Annotated in this window: 20 protein-coding genes; 9 read left to right on the top strand and 11 right to left on the bottom strand. The window is 61.6% G+C overall.

The genetic code is table 11. The features are described 5' to 3' along the window. Positions 1–45: 45 nt before the first annotated feature. Positions 46–807 (bottom strand): ABC transporter permease, encoded by a 762-nt coding sequence (locus A8C75_RS10300; protein ID WP_067381641.1) that lies wholly within the window; start codon positions 805–807, stop codon positions 46–48. Further along, the gene (locus tag A8C75_RS10305; protein WP_067381644.1) at positions 804–1,730 is read right to left on the bottom strand and encodes an ABC transporter ATP-binding protein; all 927 of its coding nucleotides are present in this window, start codon (positions 1,728–1,730) and stop codon (positions 804–806) included. Before A8C75_RS10305 ends, A8C75_RS10300 begins: the two co-directional genes overlap by 4 nt. A 311-nt stretch (positions 1,731–2,041) precedes the next feature. On the opposite strand from A8C75_RS10305, the gene A8C75_RS10310 reads away from it, so the two are divergent. From A8C75_RS10310 to A8C75_RS10330, 5 genes are all read left to right on the top strand, one after another. After that, positions 2,042–2,470 (top strand): CBS domain-containing protein, encoded by a 429-nt coding sequence (locus A8C75_RS10310; protein WP_067381647.1) that lies wholly within the window; start codon positions 2,042–2,044, stop codon positions 2,468–2,470. 75 nt (positions 2,471–2,545) lie between these two features. Continuing rightward, positions 2,546–3,184 (top strand): glycine-rich domain-containing protein, encoded by a 639-nt coding sequence (locus A8C75_RS10315; RefSeq protein ID WP_067381650.1) that lies wholly within the window; start codon positions 2,546–2,548, stop codon positions 3,182–3,184. A gap of 2 nt (positions 3,185–3,186) precedes the next feature. Then, entirely contained in the window at positions 3,187–3,723 is a 537-nt protein-coding gene (locus tag A8C75_RS10320) for a hypothetical protein (RefSeq protein ID WP_067381653.1), read from the top strand. After that, complete coding sequence (locus tag A8C75_RS10325; protein WP_067381656.1) at positions 3,720–3,941, top strand: hypothetical protein; 222 nt, start codon at positions 3,720–3,722, stop codon at positions 3,939–3,941. The genes A8C75_RS10320 and A8C75_RS10325 overlap by 4 nt, the downstream gene beginning before the upstream one ends. Before the next feature lie 153 nt (positions 3,942–4,094). Beyond that, positions 4,095–5,117, top strand: a complete 1,023-nt coding sequence (locus A8C75_RS10330) for an LLM class flavin-dependent oxidoreductase (protein WP_067381659.1) — start codon at positions 4,095–4,097, stop codon at positions 5,115–5,117. Positions 5,118–5,410: 293 nt separating this feature from the next. On the opposite strand, the gene A8C75_RS10335 is transcribed toward A8C75_RS10330, so the two are convergent. The 7 genes from A8C75_RS10335 to A8C75_RS10360 form a co-directional block, all read right to left on the bottom strand. Next, complete coding sequence (locus A8C75_RS10335; protein WP_067381662.1) at positions 5,411–6,310, bottom strand: hydroxymethylglutaryl-CoA lyase; 900 nt, start codon at positions 6,308–6,310, stop codon at positions 5,411–5,413. Continuing rightward, positions 6,310–8,304, bottom strand: a complete 1,995-nt coding sequence (locus A8C75_RS10340; RefSeq protein ID WP_067381665.1) for an acetyl-CoA carboxylase biotin carboxylase subunit — start codon at positions 8,302–8,304, stop codon at positions 6,310–6,312. The genes A8C75_RS10335 and A8C75_RS10340 overlap by 1 nt, the downstream gene beginning before the upstream one ends. After that, a complete protein-coding gene (locus A8C75_RS24140) occupies positions 8,294–8,422 on the bottom strand; it encodes a hypothetical protein (protein WP_257737043.1) in 129 nt (42 codons plus the stop codon). The genes A8C75_RS10340 and A8C75_RS24140 overlap by 11 nt, the downstream gene beginning before the upstream one ends. A 4-nt stretch (positions 8,423–8,426) precedes the next feature. Beyond that, complete coding sequence (locus A8C75_RS10345; protein ID WP_067381668.1) at positions 8,427–9,221, bottom strand: enoyl-CoA hydratase/isomerase family protein; 795 nt, start codon at positions 9,219–9,221, stop codon at positions 8,427–8,429. 35 nt (positions 9,222–9,256) lie between these two features. Beyond that, the gene (locus A8C75_RS10350; protein ID WP_067381670.1) at positions 9,257–10,864 is read right to left on the bottom strand and encodes a carboxyl transferase domain-containing protein; all 1,608 of its coding nucleotides are present in this window, start codon (positions 10,862–10,864) and stop codon (positions 9,257–9,259) included. A gap of 30 nt (positions 10,865–10,894) precedes the next feature. Continuing rightward, positions 10,895–12,061 carry an isovaleryl-CoA dehydrogenase gene (locus A8C75_RS10355; RefSeq protein WP_067381672.1) on the bottom strand — a complete coding sequence of 389 codons (1,167 nt, stop codon included), beginning with the start codon at positions 12,059–12,061 and terminating at the stop codon, positions 10,895–10,897. Between the two features lie 375 nt (positions 12,062–12,436). Then, positions 12,437–12,988 carry a TetR/AcrR family transcriptional regulator gene (locus A8C75_RS10360; RefSeq protein WP_067381675.1) on the bottom strand — a complete coding sequence of 184 codons (552 nt, stop codon included), beginning with the start codon at positions 12,986–12,988 and terminating at the stop codon, positions 12,437–12,439. Positions 12,989–13,223: 235 nt separating this feature from the next. Here A8C75_RS10360 and A8C75_RS10365 point away from each other — a divergent pair, with 235 nt between their 5' ends. From A8C75_RS10365 to A8C75_RS10375, 3 genes are all read left to right on the top strand, one after another. Continuing rightward, positions 13,224–14,867, top strand: a complete 1,644-nt coding sequence (locus tag A8C75_RS10365) for an AMP-binding protein (RefSeq protein ID WP_067381678.1) — start codon at positions 13,224–13,226, stop codon at positions 14,865–14,867. A gap of 77 nt (positions 14,868–14,944) precedes the next feature. Then, positions 14,945–15,373, top strand: a complete 429-nt coding sequence (locus tag A8C75_RS10370; protein ID WP_067381682.1) for a PaaI family thioesterase — start codon at positions 14,945–14,947, stop codon at positions 15,371–15,373. 32 nt (positions 15,374–15,405) lie between these two features. After that, positions 15,406–16,239 carry an alpha/beta fold hydrolase gene (locus tag A8C75_RS10375; RefSeq protein WP_067381685.1) on the top strand — a complete coding sequence of 278 codons (834 nt, stop codon included), beginning with the start codon at positions 15,406–15,408 and terminating at the stop codon, positions 16,237–16,239. A 14-nt stretch (positions 16,240–16,253) separates the two neighbouring features. Here the strand turns inward: A8C75_RS10375 and A8C75_RS10380 are convergent, their stop codons facing one another. Together A8C75_RS10380 and A8C75_RS10385 are read right to left on the bottom strand one after the other, a co-directional pair. After that, positions 16,254–16,868 carry a response regulator transcription factor gene (locus A8C75_RS10380; RefSeq protein WP_067381688.1) on the bottom strand — a complete coding sequence of 205 codons (615 nt, stop codon included), beginning with the start codon at positions 16,866–16,868 and terminating at the stop codon, positions 16,254–16,256. Positions 16,869–16,928: 60 nt separating this feature from the next. Then, positions 16,929–18,482: a PAS domain-containing sensor histidine kinase gene (locus tag A8C75_RS10385; RefSeq protein WP_067381691.1), complete on the bottom strand. Its 1,554-nt coding sequence runs from the start codon at positions 18,480–18,482 to the stop codon at positions 16,929–16,931. 285 nt (positions 18,483–18,767) lie between these two features. On the opposite strand from A8C75_RS10385, the gene A8C75_RS10390 reads away from it, so the two are divergent. Next, entirely contained in the window at positions 18,768–22,169 is a 3,402-nt protein-coding gene (locus tag A8C75_RS10390) for an adenylate/guanylate cyclase domain-containing protein (RefSeq protein ID WP_067381694.1), read from the top strand.

Raw genomic sequence — 22,169 nt, forward strand, 5'->3', positions numbered from 1 at the left:
CGCAGATCTCAGGTTGCCTGGTGCACCGAGTTCTGGATAGCCGGCTCAGGGCTTGATGCGATAGCCGGTGCGAAAGATCCAGCCGATAACGGCCATGCACAATGCCATGAATACCAGTGTCATCGACAGGCTCAGGATGATGTTCACATCGGATACACCATAAAACGACCAGCGAAAGCCGCTGATCAGGTATACCACGGGATTGAACAGCGTCAGGCTCTGCCAGGGCTCTGGCAGCATGTTGATGGAATAAAAGGCTCCGCCCAGAAAGGTGAGCGGCGTGATGACCATCAGCGGAATAATCTGCAGTTTCTGAAAGTCGTCCGCCCAGATGCCAATGGCAAAGCCAAACAGGCTGAAGGTGATGGCGGTGAGTACCAGAAAGGCCAGCATCCAGACAGGATGCTCAATGCTGTAATCAACAAACAGCCGCGAGGTGGCAAGAATCAGCAGCCCGAGGATAATCGACTTGCTGGCAGCAGCCCCTACGTAGCCGGCAACGATTTCAACGGGCGAGACCGGCGCCGACAGCACCTCGTAGATGGTGCCGGAGAACTTGGGAAAGAAGATGCCAAAGGAGGCATTGGAAATACTCTCGCTCAGCAGCGACAGCATCAGCAGACCCGGGATAATAAAGGCGCCATAGCTGATGCCGTCGATGTCGCCCATGCGTGCACCTATGGCGGTGCCAAAAACGATGAAATACAGCGATGTCGACAGTACCGGCGAGGCGATGCTCTGCATCAGGGTGCGGCCGGTTCGCGCCATCTCGAATTTATAGATCGCGGCTATGCCGTAAAAATTCATGCCTGTTCCCTCACCAGGTTGACGAAGATTTCTTCCAGTGAGCTCTGTTTGGAGTGCAGGTCCTTGAAATCCAGCCCCTGGGCGCTCAGGGCCCGCATCAGTTCGGTGATACCGGTGTTTTCGTGCTGGGCGTCGAAGCTGTAGGTGAGATGCTGACCGTCTGCACTGAGCTCAAGGTTGAAGGGTGCGAGGGAGGCCGGCAGGGCGTCCAGCGGTGTTTGCAGGTGCAGGCTCAGCTGTTTGGTACCGAGCTTTTCCATCAGAGCCGTTTTGTCGTCCACCAAGACCAGCCGCCCCTTGTTGATGACACCGATGCGGTCGGCCATTTCTTCGGCCTCTTCGATGTAATGGGTAGTGAGAATGATGGTCACCCCCGTTTCCTGCAACCCGCGAACCATGTTCCACATGTCCCGGCGCAGCTCCACATCGACGCCGGCGGTGGGTTCGTCGAGAAACAGAATGGCGGGTTCGTGGGACAGAGCCTTGGCGATCATGACCCTGCGCTTCATGCCGCCGGACAGCGCCATGATGCGCGAATCCCGCTTTTCCCAGAGGGAAAGCTGGCGCAGCAGCTGTTCGATATAGGCGGGGTTGGGCCCCTTGCCAAACAGGCCGCGGCTGAATTTTACCGTCGCCAGTACGCTTTCGAAGGCATCGGTGGCCAGCTCCTGGGGTACCAGCCCGATCTTGCTGCGGGCGGCGCGGTAATCGGTCTTGATATCATGGCCGTCGGCGCTGACGGTGCCACGGGTGGCGTTGACGATACCGCAGATAATGCTGATCAGGGTGGTCTTGCCGGCCCCGTTGGGGCCCAGCAACGCAAAGATCTCGCCGCGGCGGATATCGAGGCTGACGTCATGCAGTGCGGTAAATCCGGATGCATAGGTCTTGTTGATGTTTTTAACCGAAATAACGTGCTGCACGCGGGCTCCTTGCTTTGCTGAAACGGCCGCCCGACAACGGCCAGACGGGAGTGTAACCCAAAGCGCACACCACGGGGGACCTGAGTAGCAGCCGTTTTGCAGGCCATGGGCTATGTTTTAACAGGGGCTTGAGCCAGAACCTGCTGTGCGTAAAACAGGTTTCGGGTGGCTTGAGTGTTGCTGGCAGGTGCGGTTTCGGCGCTGTCTGTGCTGCCTTTGTGCGGAACATGCAATGCCACCGGAGTCACTGCCATGGCCGGGCAGGCATCTCTCCCGGTTGATTCGAGATATACCAGATTGAGGGTAGAGCGATGGATTCAGGTTCGATCCGTGAGTACATGAGCACCGACTTTGCCATCATCACGCCCGATATGCAGGTGGATGAGGCATCGGCAAAACTTATCCAGAAGGCCATGCTGGGCGGCCCCGTGGTAAACGAAAATCGCGAGCTGGTGGGCTGGATTTCCGAGCAGGAGTGCCTGCAGGTCACCATTCAGGTGGTCTATCACAATCAGCGGGTCGCCAATGTGCGTGACATCATGCGCACCGACGTGCTGACGGTGTCGCTGGCGGATCATCCGCTGGATCTGGCCCGGCAGATGCTAAGCCCCGTGCCCCATCAGAAACCCAAATCCTATCCCGTGCTGGACGCACAGCGCCGGGTGATCGGCGTTATCACAAGGCGCCATATTCTGAAAATGCTGGTGCACAAGTTGTCCGAAATGTCCCACCCCGGTTGACGGGCCGGGGTGACGGCTGGCACATAGCCGGGCTATGCTGAAACTCCTGTCCCCTGAAAATGGCTACAGACGGTGATGGATCAACTCGTCCCTGGGCTGCTACTGCTGTGTGCCGGCCTTGTTCTCTGGCATTTTTATCGGCGTTATCGCCGCAGCCGCCGTACCCGCCTGATTGACCGTTACCCCTTGCCCGGCATGCTCCGGCCGAAAATTTCCGGCCAATACCCCCACCTGAGCGAGGCGCAGAGCCACCAGGTACTGGCCGGATTGCGGGAGTACTTCCATCTGTGCCACGCCTCCGGTGGCCGCCTGGTATCGATGCCATCCCAGGCCGTCGATAGTGCCTGGCACGAATTCATACTTCATACCCGCCAGTACCAGGCGTTCTGTGAGCGGGCCTTCGGGCGCTTTTTGCACCATTGTCCCGCCGAGGCCATGCGCTCTGCCACGGTGGCGCCGGAGGGTATCAAGCGCGCCTGGAAACTGTCGTGTCAGCGCGAGCGCATCGCGCCGGGCTCACCGCAGCATTTGTCGCTGTTGTTTGCCCTGGATGCACAGCTGGCCATACCGGATGGCTTTCACTATGCGCTGGACTGCAAGGCGCGTAATGCCGCTGCCTACTGTGCCGGTCATATCGGCTGCGGCTCAGGCTGTGGTGGCGCGGGTTGCGGTGCCGACAGTGGCAGCGGTTGCAGCAGCTGTGGCGGGGACTGAGTATGCTGCGGGTGCTGTTCGTACTGGGGCTTGTTGTGGCCCTGGTGCTGGGGTACGGCTACTGGCATGGCACCACCCACGGGGCTTTCTCGATCACGCTGCGGCTGGCGGCGGACAAGGAGCAGGGCATTAGGGGCTTTGTTCCCGGCGCCGATGTTATCCTGCGGGATGCAATGGGACTTGAATTGGCCCGTGGGCGTACGGACAGCCAGTACAACTTCGTGCGCCTTGTCCATCCGCAGGTGGGGGACTGTAATGTGGCCGAGCAGGCTGCAATGGGTTCGACAGCCGGGCGCAGCGCCTGGCAGACGTGCTTCGAGGCGCAGGCGCGCTGGATTCCCCGCTGGGCTGATCGTGTGCACAGCGTCAGTTTGAGTACCCCCAACTGTGACGGGCCTGCGGTGCCGGTCAGGGTGCGTAAATATGCCGCCGACTGGCTACTCTGGTGGGTGCCGCTGCCCCATGTGGGTGGCAAACCCTACACCTATTACAGCCTGAGCCTGAAGATGCCCGAGCCCCCCTGTGCGGGTGTCGAATGATCAGGGCCGGCGTTTGTTTCAAATGGCTGGCGGTATTACTGGCACTGATCCCGCTGGCTCTGCTGCTAACGCTGTTGCTGATGCCGCTCTGGTCCTGGCTGGAAGCGGGGCTGGCAATCGAACTGGTCGGGCACTCGGGGCCGGCCAGTTTTTGCTACGTCCTGGTGTACAGCCTTCTGGCGGTGCCAGCAGCCATTCTTGTATGGCGGCGCCGGTAAAACAGGAGCGGTTTCCAGGTTTTCACCCGCGCGGCGTGGCCAAAACCGACCGACTGGTTTAGCCTTGTCTACCCCTGTGGCCTGGGTGCCGGGTTCCGACACAGCAGCCGCGCGCCGGGGTTTACCAGTTAAAGGATTCAGGTTTACCGCGCTATGACACTCAAACTCACCGTTATCGACCAGTCGCCGGTTCCCGGCAAGGCGCAACCGCTGTCCGCCGTGGCGCTTTCCGCCAGGCTGGCTCAGGCCTGTGAACGGGCCGGCTATGCCCGCTACTGGGTGGCAGAGCATCATAATAGCGTTAACTTTGCCGGCCCCAGCCCCGAGATTCTGATCAGCCATATCGCCAGTATTACCGAACGCATGCGCGTGGGCAGCGGCGGTGTCATGCTGCCCCATTACAGCCCCTACAAGGTGGCCGAACAGTTCAAGCTGCTGGAAACGCTGTTTCCCGGGCGTATCGATCTGGGCATCGGCCGGGCGCCGGGCGGTGATGGGCTGGCCAGTCATGCGCTGGCGTACCCCTACGCCCAGGCGCGGGAGGATCACTACGCCCAGCAGGCGGCGCTGCTAAAAGGCTTTCTGACCCGCAGCATACCGGATCATCATCCGTACCACGATCTGCAGGTCATGCCGGATGAATCACCCTGTCCCGAGCTCTGGATGCTGGGGTCCAGCGGCGGCAGTGCGGCACTGGCGGGCCAGGTTGGCATGAAGATGGCGCTGGCGCTCTTTATTGGCCCCGAAGACAGGCCTGTGAGCATAGTGCATGACTACCAGAACGCCTGGCGTGAGGCGGGTCACGAAGGTGACCCTGAGACACTGATCGCGGTGGCGGCAGTCTGTGCGGACACACAGGAGGAGGCGGAGTACCTGGCGGCCTCCCAGGTGTACTGGAAGGTAAAAGCCTTTCGTCACGGGGTGCGGGATACAATTAAGTCCCCCAGCGAATCGCTTGATTTAAAAACAAAACTTGGACCATCTGATCAGGCATACTTTGACCAGACCCTGGCCTCGGTGGTGTGCGGTTCACCGCAGCAGTGCCAGGCGCGCCTGTTGGCACTGGGTGAGCGTTACGGCACCGATGAAATCGGCATCGTTACGGTCACCCATGATTTCGAGCACCGGCTGCGCAGTTACGAACTGCTGGCGGCGCAGAACGCAACGGTATTGTAGGAGCCCGGCCTCCGGGCGAATGGTTAGAGCATTTTCACGAAACACTTATCTGTCGACCGAGGTTCCTTTGATTGCTTTGTCCCCAATCGGCGGCTCGGCAGTCCCTGCCTCACCCCTTTGGGTCTGATCGGAACATAATCCCGGTGCTCGTCGGCTGCTGAGGGGGGGTGGGCACCGTTCTGCCATATCTGTGGGACCCCCAAGTCTGGAATTAGAGCAGGGCCCCGCGTGGGTTTGGAAACTGGCTATTCGCTCGCAGAGCGAGCTCCCACAGGCGCCCATGACATCATGGTTTAGCTGCAGGCCATGGCCTGGCCCACCTTGGAGCCGTTGCTGCGACCCAGCTGGGCACTGATCCAGTTACCGGTTTGGGCCAGCAGTTCCAGGTCGATGCCGGTCCGGATGCCCAGGCCCTGTAGCAGGTAGATCACATCTTCACTGGCGACATTGCCTGAAGCGCCCTTGGCGTAGGGGCAGCCGCCAAGACCGGCGACTGAGGCATCCACCACGGCCAGGCCTTCTTCCAGCACCGCGTAGAGGTTGGCCAGCGCCTGGCCGTAGGTGTCGTGAAAGTGTGCTGCTAGCTGGCCGATCGGCACCTCGCGGGCCACGGCCTCGAGCATGCGCTTGGCTTTCAGCGGTGTGCCGGTGCCTATGGTGTCGCCGAGCGATATTTCAAAGCAGCCCATGTCCAGCAGTTCGCGGGATACCGCCGCCACCTGCGCCGGCGCAATATCACCGGCGTAGGGGCAACCCAGCACCGTGGAAACATAACCGCGCACGCGGATGCCGTTGGCCCTGGCCGCCTCGATCACCGGGGTGAAGCGGCTGAGGCTCTCGGCGATGGAGCAGTTGATGTTCTTCTGGGTAAAGGCTTCTGAGGCGGCGGTAAAAACCGCCACCTCATCCACACCGCTTGCCAGGGCGCCTTCAAACCCCTTGAGGTTGGGAGTCAACGCGGCATAGATCACGCCGTTGCGGCGTTCTATGCCCGCCATCACCTCGCGGGAATCCGCCATCTGCGGTACCCACTTGGGGGAAACGAAGCTGGCAGCTTCGATATGCCGGACTCCGGCGGCGCCCAGGCGCGCCACCAGTTCGATTTTCACCGCCGTGCTGATCTGGCTGGCTTCGTTCTGCAGCCCATCCCGCGGGCCGACCTCCACCAGGCGTACCTTGTCGGGAAGCGCCATCAGGATGCCTCCTCGATGTTGGCATCCAGGGCCACCAGCTCGGCACCGTCGGATACCAGTTCGCCCTCGGCAAAGTAGACGGCGCTGACAACGCCATCCCTTGGCGCGCGGATGCTGTGCTCCATCTTCATGGCTTCCATCACCACCAGGGTGTCACCCTTGCTGACGGCCTGGCCAGGTTCGACCAGCACGGCGACCACAGCACCGTTCATCGGGGCTGTCAGGGACGCATCACCCTGATGATCTGCTTCGCCGAAGGTCTCGACGTGCAGCTGGCAGCTAAACTGTTCGCCCTGGTCCAGCAGGGTCAGGCGGGGGCCGTTGCGATGGCCAAAGACGGTGCGGCGGTGACCGTTGATGATCACATCCAGGGTGTCACCGTTCAGCGTGGCGCTGACGTTATAGCGCGCACCGTCCAGGCTGATGTCATAGCCCTGGTCCTGCTCCAGTATCCGCAGATCATGCTGTTTTTCACCCTGCACCAGCTGCATCGGGCGTGCGAAGCTGGAGTTGAGTCGCCAGCCGGTCTGGCGACCGAAGGGCGAGTAGGGGTCGTTGCCGCCGGGCAGTCCCGCCTTGTCGCTCTGCAGGAAGAAGCAGGCGGCCATCAGCAGGCACTCGGCGGTGTCGAGCTTGGCCGGCGGGAACAGAAGTGTGTGGTGCTTGTCGATAAAGCCGGTATCCAGGTCCGCCGCCTTGAAGGGCGCGGCCAGGGCCAGGTTGCGCAAAAAACGCACGTTGGTCTTGATGCCGCCGATACGGTAGTCACCCAGCGCCTTGGCCAGGCGGGCCAGGGCGCGCTCGCGGTTGTCGTCCCACACGATCAGCTTGGCGATCATGGGGTCGTAATAGACGCTGACCTCATCGCCCTCGATCACACCGGTGTCCACGCGCACATGGTCTGATTCGGTGGGCGTGCGCAGGTAGTCCAGGCGCCCGGTGGCCGGCAGGAAATCGTTGTCCGGATCTTCGGCGTAGATACGGGCTTCAAAGGCGTGGCCATTGATGCTGATTTCGTGCTGTTGCAGCGGCAGCGGCTCGCCGGCGGCGATCAGCAGCTGCCATTGCACCAGGTCCTGACCGGTGATCATCTCGGTGACCGGGTGCTCCACCTGCAGGCGGGTGTTCATTTCCATAAAGAAGAAGGAGCCGTCGACGTCGTAGAGAAATTCCACGGTGCCGGCACCGACATAGTCGATCGCCTTGGCGGCCAGCACGGCGGCTTCCCCCATGGCCTTGCGGGTGGCGTCGGACAGCCCCGGTGCCGGTGCTTCCTCGATGACTTTCTGGTGACGGCGCTGCACCGAGCAGTCGCGCTCGGCCAGGTAGACGCCGTTGCCCTGGCTGTCGCAGAACACCTGGATCTCGACGTGGCGCGGCTGGGTCAGGTAGCGCTCGATCAGCATGTCCGGATTGCCGAAGGCATTCTTTGCCTCGCGGCAGGCGGAGGCGAGCGCCTCGTCAAACTCGGACAGCGCTTCGACCACCCGCATGCCCTTGCCACCGCCGCCGGCGACGGCCTTGAGCAGCAGCGGGAAGCCGCATTTCTCGGCTTCCCGCTTGAGGACGGCCGGTGTCTGGTCATCGCCATGGTAGCCAGGCACCAGGGGGACGCCGGCATCCTGCATGATGGCCTTGGCAGCGGACTTGGAGCCCATGGCCGCAATGGCCGACGCCGGCGGGCCTATAAAGGCAATGCCGTTGTCTTCACAGGCCTGGGCAAAGCCGGTGTTCTCGGACAGAAAACCGTAGCCCGGGTGTATGGCCTCGGCGCCGCAGGCGATGGCGATCTCAATGATCCTGTCGGCGCGCAGGTAACTCTCGCTGCTGGGGGCAGGCCCGAGCAAAAAGGCTTCGTCCGCCATGGCAACATGGCGGGCATTGGCGTCGGCCTCGGAGTAGACGGCAACGCAGCGAATGCCCAGGCGGTGGGCGGTCTTGATGACCCGGCAGGCGATCTCCCCACGGTTGGCGATCAATATTTTACTGAACATGGTAAGTCTCCGTGTCGAGATCGCCTGCAGCTGCTGCGCAGCTCAGTCGAAATGGCTTCGCCGCTGCAATGCTGCGCATGCAGTCGCCACGGTTGGCGATCAGTTTCTTGTTAAACATACTTCTAGTCCTCGATCCAGTTCGGCGTGCGCTTTTGCAGGAAGGCGCTGAGCCCTTCCTGGCCTTCGTCGCTGACGCGGATATCGGCGATGCGCCGGGCGGTATCGTTAATCAGGGCGCTGTCGATGGGTTTCTGGCTGACGGCGAACACCAGTTCCTTGGCGGCCTGCATGGCACGGGGGCCGTTGCGGCGCAGGGCCTGGACCAGGCTGCTGCAGGCGGTATCGAGGGCAGCATTGTCCTCTACTACTTCATGCACCAGGCCAAAGTGCTGTGCCTGTTCGGCGCTGAAGGCCTCGGCGCTCTGGAAGTAGCGTCTGGCCTGACGCTCGCCAATGGCCCGTACCACGTAGGGGCTGATGGTGGCGGGGGTCAGGCCGATGCGCACCTCGGAGAGGCAGAACCGGCTGGCCCGGGTGGCGATGACGATATCGCAGCAGGCCGCCAGGCCCACGGCGCCACCGTAGGCAGCCCCCTGTACCAGGGCGATGGTCGGCTTGCTTAACCCGTTCAGTGTCGACATCAGGCCGGCAAGGCCCAGGGCATCCTGCAGGTTTTCCGCATGGCTGTTGGCGGCCATGCGCTGCATCCAGTTGAAGTCGGCGCCGGCGGAAAAATTCTTGCCGTTGGAGGCCAGCACCAGCACCCTTACCGCCGGGTTTTCATCCAGCGCGACCAGGTGTTCGGTCAGACGCTGGATAATGGCATCGTCAAAGGCGTTGTGAATCTCGGGCCGGTTCAGCGTCAGGCGGGCGACGCCATCGGGCTGAATATCCAGCAGAACTGTTTGATCGCTCATGGGGTTCTCCGTTAGATCCCGTTACGTCAGCTGACTTACATCCGGAAGACGCCGAATTTGCTGTCGCTGACGGGCTTGTTCAGCGCCGCGGAAAGCCCCATGCCAATGACATCGCGGGTCTGGGCGGGATCTATGACACCGTCGTCCCACAGCCGGGCGCTGGCGTAGTAGGGGTGGCCCTGGGCTTCGTACTTCTCGCTGATGGGCTGCTTAAAGGCTTTCTCATCCTCGGCGGACCAGTCCTTGCCATCACGTTCCAGACCATCGCGCTTGACGGTAGCCAAAACGCCGGCGGCCTGTTCGCCCCCCATCACCGAGATGCGGGCGTTGGGCCACATCCAGAGGAAGTTGGGGCCATAGGCGCGGCCGCACATGCCGTAGTTGCCGGCGCCAAAGCTGCCGCCGATCAGTACCGTGAGCTTGGGCACATCGGCGCAGGCCACGGCCGTTACCATTTTGGCGCCGTGCTTGGCGATGCCTTCGGCTTCGTACTTGCGGCCCACCATGAAGCCGGTGATGTTCTGCAGGAACAGCAGCGGAATCTTGCGCTGGCAGCAGAGCTCGATGAAGTGGGCGCCTTTCTGGGCCGATTCTGCGAACAGGATGCCGTTGTTGGCGACGATACCCACCGGGTAGCCGTGAATATGGGCAAAACCGGTCACCAGGGTAGTGCCGTAGAGCTGCTTGAATTCGTCGAATTCGGAGCCGTCGACCAGGCGGGCGATAACGTCGCGCACATCGAACGGCTTTTTCAGATCGGTGCCGACAATGCCGTACAGCTCTTCACTGTCGTACAGCGGAGCCTGTACCGGCTTGATGGCCAGCTCCATGGGTTTGGTGCGATTGAGGTTGGCGATGCAGCTGCGGGCGATCTGCAGCGCATGCACATCATTTTCGGCGTAGTGATCCGCTACGCCCGAGACGCGGCAGTGCACATCGGCACCGCCCAGATCCTCGGCCGAGACTTCCTCACCGGTGGCGGCCTTTACCAGCGGTGGGCCCGCCAGGAAGATGGTGCCCTGGTTGCGCACGATAATGGATTCGTCCGCCATGGCCGGCACATAGGCACCGCCTGCGGTGCACAGGCCCATGACCACGGCGATCTGGGCGATGCCTTTGGCGGACATGCGTGCCTGGTTGTAGAAGATGCGGCCGAAGTGGTCGCGATCCGGGAAAACCTCGTCCTGCTGGGGCAGGTTGGCGCCGCCGGAATCCACCAGGTAGATGCAGGGCAGGTGGTTCTGCTCGGCGATCTCCTGGGCCCGCAGGTGTTTTTTCACCGTCAGCGGAAAGTAGGTGCCGCCTTTGACGGTGGCATCGTTGGCAATGATCATGCACTCAAGGCCGCAAACCCGGCCTATGCCGGTGATAATGCCGGCCGCCGGCACATCATGTTCGTACACCTGGTAGGCCGCCAGCTGCGACAGTTCGATAAAGGCCGAACCCTCATCCAGCAGGCGGTTGATGCGCTCGCGGGGCAGCAACTTGCCGCGGGCGGTGTGGCGCGCCTGGTAGGCCGGGCCGCCGCCCTGTTCCACGGTGGCGACCTTTTCGCGCAGGTCGCCCACGGCCTTGGCCATGGCGTCGTACTTGTAACGGTACTCGTCGCTGCGCGGATTGATCTTGGACTGTAGCTGGGTCATGACAAAATCCTCGGAAATTTGAAGGGTCGCTTACTTGTTAAGAAACAGTTCGCGGCCGATCAGCATGCGGCGGATTTCGGAGGTGCCGGCGCCAATTTCGTACAGCTTGGCATCGCGCAGCAGGCGCCCGGTGGAGAATTCATTGATATAGCCGTTGCCGCCCAGCAGCTGGATGGCATCCAGCGCCAGCTTGGTGGCGTTCTCGGCGGAATACAGAATGGCGCCGGCGGCGTCCTTGCGGCTGGTTTCGCCGCGCTGGGCGGCCAGGGCCACCATATAGACGTAGGACTTGGCGGCGTTCATCAGGGTATACATGTCGGCGACCTTGCCCTGTACCAGCTGGAATTCACCGATGGCCTGGCCAAACTGGGTGCGCTCGCGGATATAGGGCACCACCACGTCCATGGCCGCCTGCATTATGCCCAGCGGGCCACCGGAGAGCACCAGACGCTCGTAATCCAGCCCGCTCATCAGCACCTTAACGCCGCCATTGAGCTGACCGAGGATGTTTTCCTTGGGCACTATGCAGTCCTGGAATACCAGTTCGCAGGTGTTGGAACCGCGCATGCCCAGTTTGTCGAGCTTCTGCGCACGGGAGAAACCGGGGAAGTCTCGTTCGATGATAAAGGCGGTGATGCCATGGGCGCCCTTGGCGTGGTCGGTCTTGGCGTAGACCACATAGACATGGGCATCAGGGCCATTGGTGATCCACATCTTGTTGCCGTTAAGCACGTAGTGATCGCCGTTGTCACGGGCGCTGAGCTTCATGGACACCACGTCTGAGCCGGCGTTGGGTTCGGACATCGCCAGGGCGCCTATGTGCTCGCCGCTGATGAGCTTTGGCAGGTACTGCTGTTTCTGCTCTTCGCTGCCGTTGCGGTGAATCTGGTTAACGCACAGGTTGGAGTGGGCACCGTAGGACAGGCCAATGGAGGCGGAGGCGCGGCTGATTTCTTCCATTGCAATGACGTGGGCCAGGTAACCCATGTCGACACCGCCGTACTCTTCCTTGACGGTGATGCCCAGCAGGCCCATGTCGCCAAACTTGCGCCACAGCTGGTTGGGAAATTCGTTCTTCTGGTCGGTTTCCTCGGCCAGTGGGGCGATTTCCTTGGTCGCGAAGGCGTTTATCTGTTCGCGCAGCATGTCCAGTGTTTCGCCCAGACCAAAATTTAGCTCGGAGTATTGAGAAATCATCTTTGTCAGCCCTCGCAGTGCGGTAAATATTCGGTACGGGAAAACCCGCGCTAAAATTAACTATACGCTATCGTATGTTCGCTTTTCGGTTGTGTCAATACGGGTGCGTATGTTTGAGTTCGATGCCTGACTACAAGCGTAGACTAATGCCGGGCAGAGCAGGTGAAAGGTGCAAGGGGCGAGGTGCAAGGTGCAAGGTAAAAGGGGCGAGGTGCAAGGGGCAGGTTCAAGGTTCAAGGTGAAAGGGAGCGAAGGGAACGCCCGTAGGAGATGCGCCCCGCAGCGAAGATTTTGGGGGGGGGCGAAGGCAAGCTTTCAGCCGTAAGCTGACAGCTTTAAGCTTACGGCTGAAAGCTCTAAGCACCCCGAAAGACGTCAGTCTTCGATCAGGAAGCGGGTGCAGTGCTGCTTGATTTTTTTGGGGTCCAGGCTGCAGCTCTGGTCATTGAGCAGGCTTTGGCCGAAGACGAAGGCATAGAACAGATAGGCGCGGGAATAGGCTTCTTCCGCTGACAGCTTGAGCTTTTCAAACAGGCCGGAGACACATTTCAGGCGTTCTTCATCCACGGATTGCACGGCACTGGCCGCCTGGGCGTTGATGCGTGCCCAGCCCCGTACCGCCAGCTCTATGGCGTTACCCCGGGGGTTGGTGTTGTCGGTGTAGAGGCGAATCAGGTACTTCAGCGTATCGGCGGCGTGTTCCTCATCCCGGGTCTGCTCGTGAATAATCTCGATGCGGCGCAGGCGCCACTGCTCCAGCATGTTCTGCAGCAGTTCGTCGCGGTTGCGAAAGTGCCAGTAGAAACCACCCTTGGTGACACGCAGACGCTTGGCCAGCCCTTCGATCTTGATACTGTCGACGCCGCCCTCGGCCAGTACCGTGAAGGCTTCGTTGATCCACTGCTCGCGGCTCAGTTTGACGTTCATCTTCTAATCCCTGGATACGCTCTGGCACAGGGTACCTCAAAATCCAAATATACGTAAACGTATGGGCGTGACGCGCCGGCCTGCTCTGGTGCAGGTTTTGATAATTTAATCTTTACGTTTACGTCAACATGATGGTATTACTAGGGGTATTCCCTTATTTTCATTTCTTAGGCGGGCCCCTAGCCGGGCTCGATATGAACTGGCCTGACAACATTAATAAGCGAGGCAGAGCATCATGAGCAGTCAAACGTATGCCGCATTCAGCGAAGGCTTCACGCCGGCACAGGTGGAAGCGCACCTGATCGGCGATCTGGCAACAGGTTTCAATGTCTGCGAAGAAATCTGCGACCGCTGGGTCGAGGATGGCCGCATCGGCCTGTACTACGAAGGTGTAGCGCGGCCCGCAAGCGAACACAGCTTTGCCGAACTGCGTGAAAAGGCGGCGCGTTTTGCCAACTACCTTAGTGCCCAGGGTATCGGCAAGGGTGATAGGGTAGCAGGTCTGCTGCCCCGTACGCCGGAACTCTTAGTCGTTATTTTGGGGACGCTGCGGGCCGGTGCCGTCTATCAGCCGCTGTTTACCGCTTTTGGCTCCGGCGCCATCGAGTATCGTCTGGAGCGTGCCGGTACGCGGCTGGTGGTCACCGATGCCGCCAATCGAAGCAAGCTCGATAGCGTAAAAACCTGCCCGCCCATTCTGCTGGTCGGCCGTGATGCAGCGGCTGCCGAGTACGCCACCGATGCAGATTTTGAAACTGAGCTCGCCGCTCAATCTGATCGCTTTGAACCGGTACGCATTGGCGCCGACGATCCCTTTCTGCAGATGTTTACCTCAGGCACCGTGGGCAAGGCCAAGGGTGTGGCTGTGCCGGCCCGAGCGCTGCTGTCGTTCTACGTTTATATGCGTCATGTCATAGGGCTTGAACCCCAGGATCGTTACTGGAACGTGGCGGATCCAGGCTGGGCCTACGGTCTCTACTACGCGGTGGTCGGACCCCTGCTGCTGGGAAATGCCACCCATTTCAATGAGAATGCTTTTACCGCCGACAGCACTTACGACATGCTGCGCAAGTACCGTATTACCAACCTGGCGGCGGCACCCACGGCCTATCGACTACTGATGGCCAATGACGATGGTAGCGGAGAAGGTTTGGGTCTGCGCCTGGCCAGCAGTGCCGGCGAGGCGCTGAATCCGGAGGTGATCAGCTGGGTCAAGCGCCGCATGGGCTGCCCGGTGATGGATCATTACGGCCAAACCGAAACCGGCATGACCTGCTGCAATCATCATAAGCTGGAGCATCAGCTGCGGGTCGGTTCCATGGGTTTCTCGATGCCGGGGCATCGCGTAGTGGCACTGGATACGGACTGCAACGAAATCGGCGAAGGCGAAATTGGCCAATTGGCGGTGGATACCTCCCAGTCGCCGCTGTTCTTTTTCCAGGGGTATACCTGGGGCGAGAAAGACCCCTTCCACGGCCGCTATTACCTCACCGGTGATGTCGTGATCAGCCATGGCGATGGCAGCTATTCCTTTACCGGTCGTGATGACGATATCATCACCACCGCAGGCTACCGTGTTGGTCCCGCCGATGTCGAGAGCACGCTGCTGGAGCACGCGGCGGTGGCCGAGAGTGGCGTGGTGGGCAAGCCGGATCTGAAGCGCGGCGCCATCATCAAGGCTTATGTAGTGCTCAAATCCAGGTGCGAACCCAGCGCAGCACTGGCGGACGAGCTCAAACAGTTGGTACGTTCGCGCCTTTCGACCCATGCCTTCCCCCGCGAAATCGAGTTTATCGAGGCACTGCCCAAGACACCCAGCGGCAAGATCCAGCGCTTCGTGCTGCGCAACCAGGCACGGGAAGAGAGCGAAGCGGGTTAGCAGCCACCTTGTACGCAACCTTATCACCGGCGCCCGTGTGCGCTGGTGATGCAGCCAATTTAACAAGGAATACATCCATGCCTGTACTGGATCTGCAGCAGTTGAATCAGTTTCTTGCCGAGCATTTCCCCCAGGGTGATCAATACGGCGTGCTTGAGTCGGTGGGGCGCGGGTCGGCGGTGATGCGCCTGGCGGTGTCCGAGCAGCACCTGCGTCCGGGTGGTTCTGTGTCGGGGCCGGCCATGATGGCGCTGGCCGATGTCGCGGTCTATGCGGCGCTACTGACCCGCATTGGCCCGGTGGCGCTGGCGGTGACCAGCAATCTCAATATCAATTTTTTGCGCAAGCCCCTGGCGGATGCGGATCTGATTGCCGATGCCCGCATGCTGAAAGTGGGCCGAATGCTGGCGGTGGGTGAGGTCTATCTGTATTCGGGTAAAGCGGCGGCGGCAGAGGCTTCGGACCCGGTTGCCCACGCAACCCTGACCTATGCCATTCCGCAGTGATCTGGGCCTGGATACATACAGAGGGATGACCCATGAGCGTTAAGTGGAATAGCGTTGAGCTGGCGCTGGAGCCGGGTGTGAATATTCATGCCCTGCATGGTCGGCATTTTGATACCCAGATTGATACCGACGTTGATACGAAAGCGCCGCGCCCAACCCTGGTGCTGCTGCACGAAGCCCTGGGCTGCATCGCCATGTGGAAAGCGGTGCCACAACAGCTGATGGCGCTGACCGGCGCTGATGTCTTCGTTTACGAGCGCAGGGGATATGGCGGCTCCAGCCCGATTACGCTGCCACGCCCGGATGACTATCTGGAGCAGGAGGGCCGTGACTGGTTGCCCGGGATACTGGAGAGTGCCGGTATTACGGGCCCGGTGATTCTGGTGGGCCACAGCGATGGCGGTTCTATCGCCCTGGTGGGCGCGGCAGTACTGGGCGCGCAGGTGCGGGGACTCGTGACCATGGCGGCGCATATCTATATCGATCACCTGACCCTGGCGGGGATTCGCGAGACGGTGGCGCGTTACCGGGCGCCTGACAGTGACCTGCCGGCGCGCCTGGCGCGTTATCATGGCGAGCGTACCGATCTGCTGTTCCGGGCCTGGCATGAAACCTGGGCCAGGCCGGCCTATACCGCCTTCAATCTAAGCCCCTGGCTCAGCGATATCCGCTGTCCGGCGCTGATCATGCAGGGTGAGGATGATCAGTATGGCGTGTCTGAGCAGGTGAGCGATATCTGTGCCGGCATAGGCCCGGGCGCGCAGCCGCTGTTGATACCCCGTTGTGGCCATATCCCGCACCTGGAAACACCGGCTGCCACTCTGCCGGCGATTGCCGACTTTGTGGCAAGTCTGGAAGCGTCATAGGGCGCCAGGCTGGCTTAAGAAAGGCCGAGCTGCGCCGCCTGGGTGACCAATACGGGCAGGCTGCTGGCCTCCATCTTGTTCATCACCCGGGCGCGGTGAACTTCCACTGTTTTCGGGCTTATGCCTAAATCCTCGGCGATCTCGCGGTTGGCGCGCCCGGCGACGACCAGCGCCATGACTTCCTTTTCCCGCCGACTCAGGCTGTCGTAGCGGCCGCGGGTGTGCGCCTGTTGATCCTTTTGCTGCTGCAGTTCGCAGGCCTGGCGCAGGCCCAGGCCAACCCGGTGCAGCAGCAGAGCGTCGTCGAAGGGTTTCTCCAGAAAATCCATGGCGCCGTTCTTGATGGCGGTCACCGCCATGGGAATATCGCCGTGGCCACTGAGCACAATGATGGGCAGCTCAATACCCTTTTCCAGCAGCATCTGTTGCAGCGCCAGACCGCTGATGTCCGGCATGCGCACATCCAGCAACATGCAGCCGGGGCTGCCGTCATAGCCATCCAGAAAGGCCCGGGCAGAATTGAAACTGGTAACGCTAAGGCCGTCTGACTCAAGCAGCCACTGCATGGAGGCGCGAAAATCATCGTCGTCATCGACGATAAAAACCGTCCCGTCCGGTGGAGTCTTCATAACTCATCCTGAATAGTTGAATCGATAGAGTAGGGTGTGCCGTGGTAAAGGCGCATGGGGTCAGGGCCATTGGTCCTGATGCCGGCTGACGGGCAGTCTGAACTTGAACACAGTGCCGCTGTGGCCATCGCTCTGGGCCCACAGCTGGCCGCCGTGGCTTTCAATAATGGTTCTGGATATGGCCAGCCCCATGCCAAGCCCGCTGGGCTTGGAGGTAAAAAAGGCATCGAACAGCTGGCTCAACGCCTCGGCACTCACGCCCTTGGCGCAGTCGGTAATCGTCACCTCAATATGGCCCTGGTCGCAGCGGCTGCTAATGGTAACCGTTCGCAGAGTCTGCTCACAATCGCTGTAGGCCTCGATGGCGTTGCGTATCAGGTTGAGCAGCACCTGTTCGATCTGAATGCGGTCGGCGGTAAGGCTTGGGTCTTCAGCGGCGAGGTCGAAGATGAACTCGATGCGATTGTCGCTGGCTTCCTGGCGCAGAAAGCCGGCCACATCCTGGCAGCTGTCGTTGATCGGAAATTCGATTCGCTGGTATTCGGTGCGTTTTACATAGCTGCGAATGCGCTTGATGATCTCGGCGGCACGCTTGGCCTGGCCGCCGATCAGCTGCATGGCGTGCAATGCCTGCGCAAGGCTAAGATCCTTGCCGTCTTCCGCTCGGCGCAGCGTGCCACGACAGTAGTTGAGGATGGCGGCCAGGGGCTGGTTGATTTCATGGGCCAGCCCCGTGGCCATTTCACCCACTGACAACAGGCGCGACATATGGGCCAGCTCCAGTTGCTGGCGCCGTGCGGCGTCTTCGGCCCTGCGCTTGAGGGTGATATCGCGGCCAATGATGGAGTAGTACTCCACCCGGCGGTTTTCGACATGATTGCAGTGGGCGATGATCTCGCGAATTTCGGCGATGCGTGAATCCTTGCCCGCGGGCAGCTGCAGCGCGATGCTGCCATACCAGCAGCCGTGCTGGGCGGCGTGTTCGAGGCCTGCCAGCAGCAGGGTGCTGTAGCTGTGGGCATCGACGAGTTCACGCAGATTGAGCGCGATGGTGCCGTCCGGGCCGCTGCCAAGGGTGCTGGAGGCGGCCTCGTTCAGGTAAGTCAGCGCCAGGGTGTCGGGGCTGCAGAACATGATCATGTCGGAGCTGGATTCCACCACCCGCGCCAGCCGGCGATTGGCCCGCTGGGCCTGTTCCCGCTGGGTGACATCGCGGGAGACGCAGATGATTTCGATCGGATCGCCACTGTCATCACGGATGGTGCGACTGGTGGTCTCGAGCCACACATAGTGACCCTCCTTGTGACGATAACGGTAGACGTTGGTGTAGAGACCCCCGCGATAACTCACCGACTCGGCCCGCTTTATCAGGTTGTCGGCATCATCCGGGTGGAACAGGTCGTAGCCGGGTGTACCGATAATCTCTGACGTTTTGTAGCCCAGCAGGCGTTCGACGGCGGGGCTGACGTCGACATAGGTCCACTCGGAACTGGGCGTGTGGCGTGAAATCATGTCGGTGGACTGTTCTGCCAGCAGTCGATAACGCTGCGCCTCGCGGCGGGATTCATCGAGTTCTGCGAGCAGTTTATCGTGCTGGGCTGCGGTCAGGGTCATGGCGGTTTCTGTCTGAACAACATGCGGCAGGCGCTTGAGCCCCCAGTGTACCCAAAGCCTTAGGGGAATACCCTCGCAAACTGGTCGTAGTGGCCCGCTGAACGGGCTGTACGCTCGCCTGAACTATGCTTGATAGTGTCCGTCATGGCTGTTGCAATCGCGTGCCGCGGACGGAGAATTCAGATTCTGGGTGACCGGCTTTTTGAAGCTTGCAGGGATAGGGTTGAGTCTTGTGTTTCCAGCCAGGGTGCCGCGCCATAATGGACCGTCGCCCGGTGAGGCGTCATGGGTTGCGAGCATTGCGGGTACGACAATCAGGCTAACGCAAATCACTGTGGCAGCTGTGGCGGCGCGCTGTGCAAAACCTGCTTCAGCTGCGGTCAGCGGCTGCGGCCTGAGGCGCGGTTTTGTGACAGTTGCGGTAGCCGCCTGGAGGCGGACGCCGGCGTACCCGCGGCGCCCATTCAGTATACGCCGGTGCACCTGGCTGAACGCATCCTCGCGGAACAGGCACTGCTGGCAGCCCGCGGCGCGGACGGTGGTGAACGCAAGATTGTCACGGCACTCTTTGCCGATATGGCAGGCTCCACCGCGCTGGTGGCCGACCTTGATCCGGAAGATGCCCGCCGTCTGATCGACCCTGTATTGTCGCTGATGATGGAGGCGGTGCACCATTACGAGGGTTATGTCGCCAAATCCCTGGGCGACGGCATCCTGGCGCTGTTCGGTGCGCCCATCAGCCATGAAGATCACCCCCAGCGTGCGCTCTACGCCGCCCTGCGCATGCAGCAGGCCATGCGTCTGTATGCCGATGGGGTTCAGCGCGCGCAGGGGATTGGGCTGCAGATCCGCATCGGCGTCAACACCGGCGAGGTGGTGGTGCGGGCGGTGCGGACCGAGGACTTGCAGGTCGACTACGACCCCGTGGGGCCTTCGATTAATCTGGCGTCGCGGATGGAATCGCTGGCGGCGCCCGGCAGCATTGTCGTCAGCGAAGCGACCCACCGCCTGGTGCGGGGCTATTTCGAGTTTCGCGATCTCGGTGCGACGGCGGTCAAGGGGCTGAGCGCGCCTGTGAACGCCTACGAAGTGCTGGGCAACGGGCCGCTGCGCACGCGGTTGCAGGTCGCGGCACACCGGGGCCTGGCCCGCTTTGTTGGCCGTGGTCCGGAACTGGCCAGGCTTGAGCGGGCGTTCGGCCGGGTGCAGGCCGGGCGGGGTCAGGTCGTCAGCGTGATGGGGGAGCCCGGTGTTGGCAAGTCGCGGCTCTTTCTGGAGTTCAAACAGCGGCTGCAGGCGCGCAGCCGGGTGCTGGAAACCTTCTCGGTGTCCCACGGCAAGGCCTTTGCCTTTTTGCCGCTAATCGAGCTGCTCAAGCAGTATCTGCAGATCAGTCCGCAGGATGATAACGGCCTGCAGCGTCGCCAGTTGAGTGATAGGCTGCGGGCGCTGGACCCGGCGCTGGAGGACTGTCTGCCCTACCTCTCCTATCTGCTGGGCATGGCCGAAGCGGACAGGGCGCTGGCGCGGATGGATGCCCAGCTCAGACGTCAGCGCACGCTGGATGCGATCCGTCGGCTGCTGATCCGCGAGAGCCGCAACGGCCCTCTGGTGCTGATTTTCGAGGATCTGCAATGGCTGGACAGCGACACCGAGGGATTTCTCAATGCGCTGGTGGATACCCTTGATGGCGCCGCCATTCTGCTGCTGCTGAACTACCGGCCGGAGTACCGCCACCACTGGGACGGTCGCCGCGACTACACAGAGGTGCGGTTGCAGCCCCTGGCGCAGTCCGAGTCCGAGGCGCTGCTGGAAACCCTGCTCGGCAAGGATGTCTCGCTGTTGCCCCTGAAACCGCTGATCCGAGGCCAGGCCCAGGGCAATCCCTTTTTTATCGAGGAGCTGGTACAGACGCTCGTCGAAGAACAGGTGCTCGGCGGCGATGTGGGGCACTACCGTCTCGAGCGGGAGCCGGACAGCCTGCAGATTCCGACCACGGTACAGGGCGTGCTCTGTGCCCGCATGGACAGGCTCGATGCCGGGGATAAGGCGCTGCTGCAGACCCTGGCGGTGATCGGCAAGGAGTTTCCATGGAGCCTGGTACGCCAGGTTGTGGCGTTGCCGGAAGACAGGCTGCGTCGCCTGCTGGCACGGTTGCAGCGCGGCGAATTTCTGTACGAGCGCACGGCCTTTCCCGAGATCGATTATACCTTCAAGCATGCCCTGACCCAGGAGGTGGCGTACAACTCCCTGCTTCGGGTGCAGCGCAGTGAGCTGCACGAACATATAGGTCGGGCCATCGAAACACTGTTTGAAGGGCGCCTGGAGGCACACTGCAAGGAGCTGGCGCATCACTACAGCCGCAGCGGCAATATCGACAAGGCGGTTGAGTACCTGCACCGCGCCGGCGGCCAGGCGATGCAGCAGTCGTCGGTGGCGGAAGCTGTACGGCACTTCGGTTCGGCGCTGAAACTGCTGCGCAACCTGCCGGACAGCACTGAGCGCGACCGCCTGGAGTTCGCTATCCGCCTCGATCTCGGACCTGCGCTGATCGCCGTTCAGGGTTACGCCGCGCCTGAGGTTGGCGAGAGCTACAGCCGGGCGCTGGAACTCAAAGGGGGCGCGGGTACCGAGCAGCAGCTGTTTCCGGTGCTGCTGGGATTGCGCAACTACCACCATGTGCGGGGCCAGATGCAGAGTGGCCGGGACTATGCCCAGTGCCTGCTGTCGCTGGCGCAGCGTTCGCAGGACCCATCCCTGTTACTGGAGGCGTACCGGGCGCTGGGGTCGAGCTGTTTCAACCAGGGCGAGCCGAAAGAGGCCAGGGCGCATTTCGAGCGGGTGGTCGAGCTGTACGACCGCGGTGAGCACCAGGCCCACCTGTTCCGCTATGGTCTTGACCCCGGCGTGTTCGCGCTGGGATATCTGGGCTGGGTACTGTCGCTACTGGGCTGTCCCGAATCTGCCCGACAGTGTGCGGGTGAGGCCCTGAAACTCGCGCAGCAGCTGAATATTCCCTATGTCACCACCTACGCCCTGGTGCTCGCGGCTGAGGTCGATGTGCAGCAGCGGCGCCCGGATCTGGCCTGCGAGCGCGCGGATGCGGCGGTAGCACTGGCCGGCGAGTACGGTTATCCCTTCTGGGGGAGCTGGGCGGCGGTGCTGCTGGGGGCGGGTCTGTGTCAGGGCGGGCGCAGCGATGCAGGCATCGCTCGGATGGAGGCGGGGCTTGTGTCTTTCCGTGCGACGGGGGCGGAGCTCTGGTGCCCGCATTTCCTGGCGCTGCTGACCGAAGCCCTGGGCCGGGCAGGCAGGACAGACGCGGCTCTGGAGCGGCTGGCCCAGGCGAGGGACGCGGTGGCGCAGACGGGCGAGTGGATGTACCAGGCCGAACTGCAGCGGCTCGAGGGCGATCTGATGCTGATGCAGCGCAGTGATGCGGACAGGGGCGGCGACGAGGAGCTGCTGGCTCAGGCCTGCTTCGAACGCGCGATCGAGACCGCGCACCGCCAGGGCGCCAGGGCGCTGGAACTGCGTGCGGTATTGAGCCGCAGTCGACTCTGGCTGCAGCAGGGGCGGGCACCGCAAGCCCGTGCTGCGCTCGCCGGGCTCTGTGAAACCCTGGACGATGGGCGTGACGGTGACCTCGATGCCGCTCTGGCACTGCTCGAACAGTTGCAGCCCTGA

It is taken from the genome of Marinobacterium aestuarii (genome assembly GCF_001651805.1).
Taxonomy (GTDB): domain Bacteria; phylum Pseudomonadota; class Gammaproteobacteria; order Pseudomonadales; family Balneatricaceae; genus Marinobacterium_A; species Marinobacterium_A aestuarii.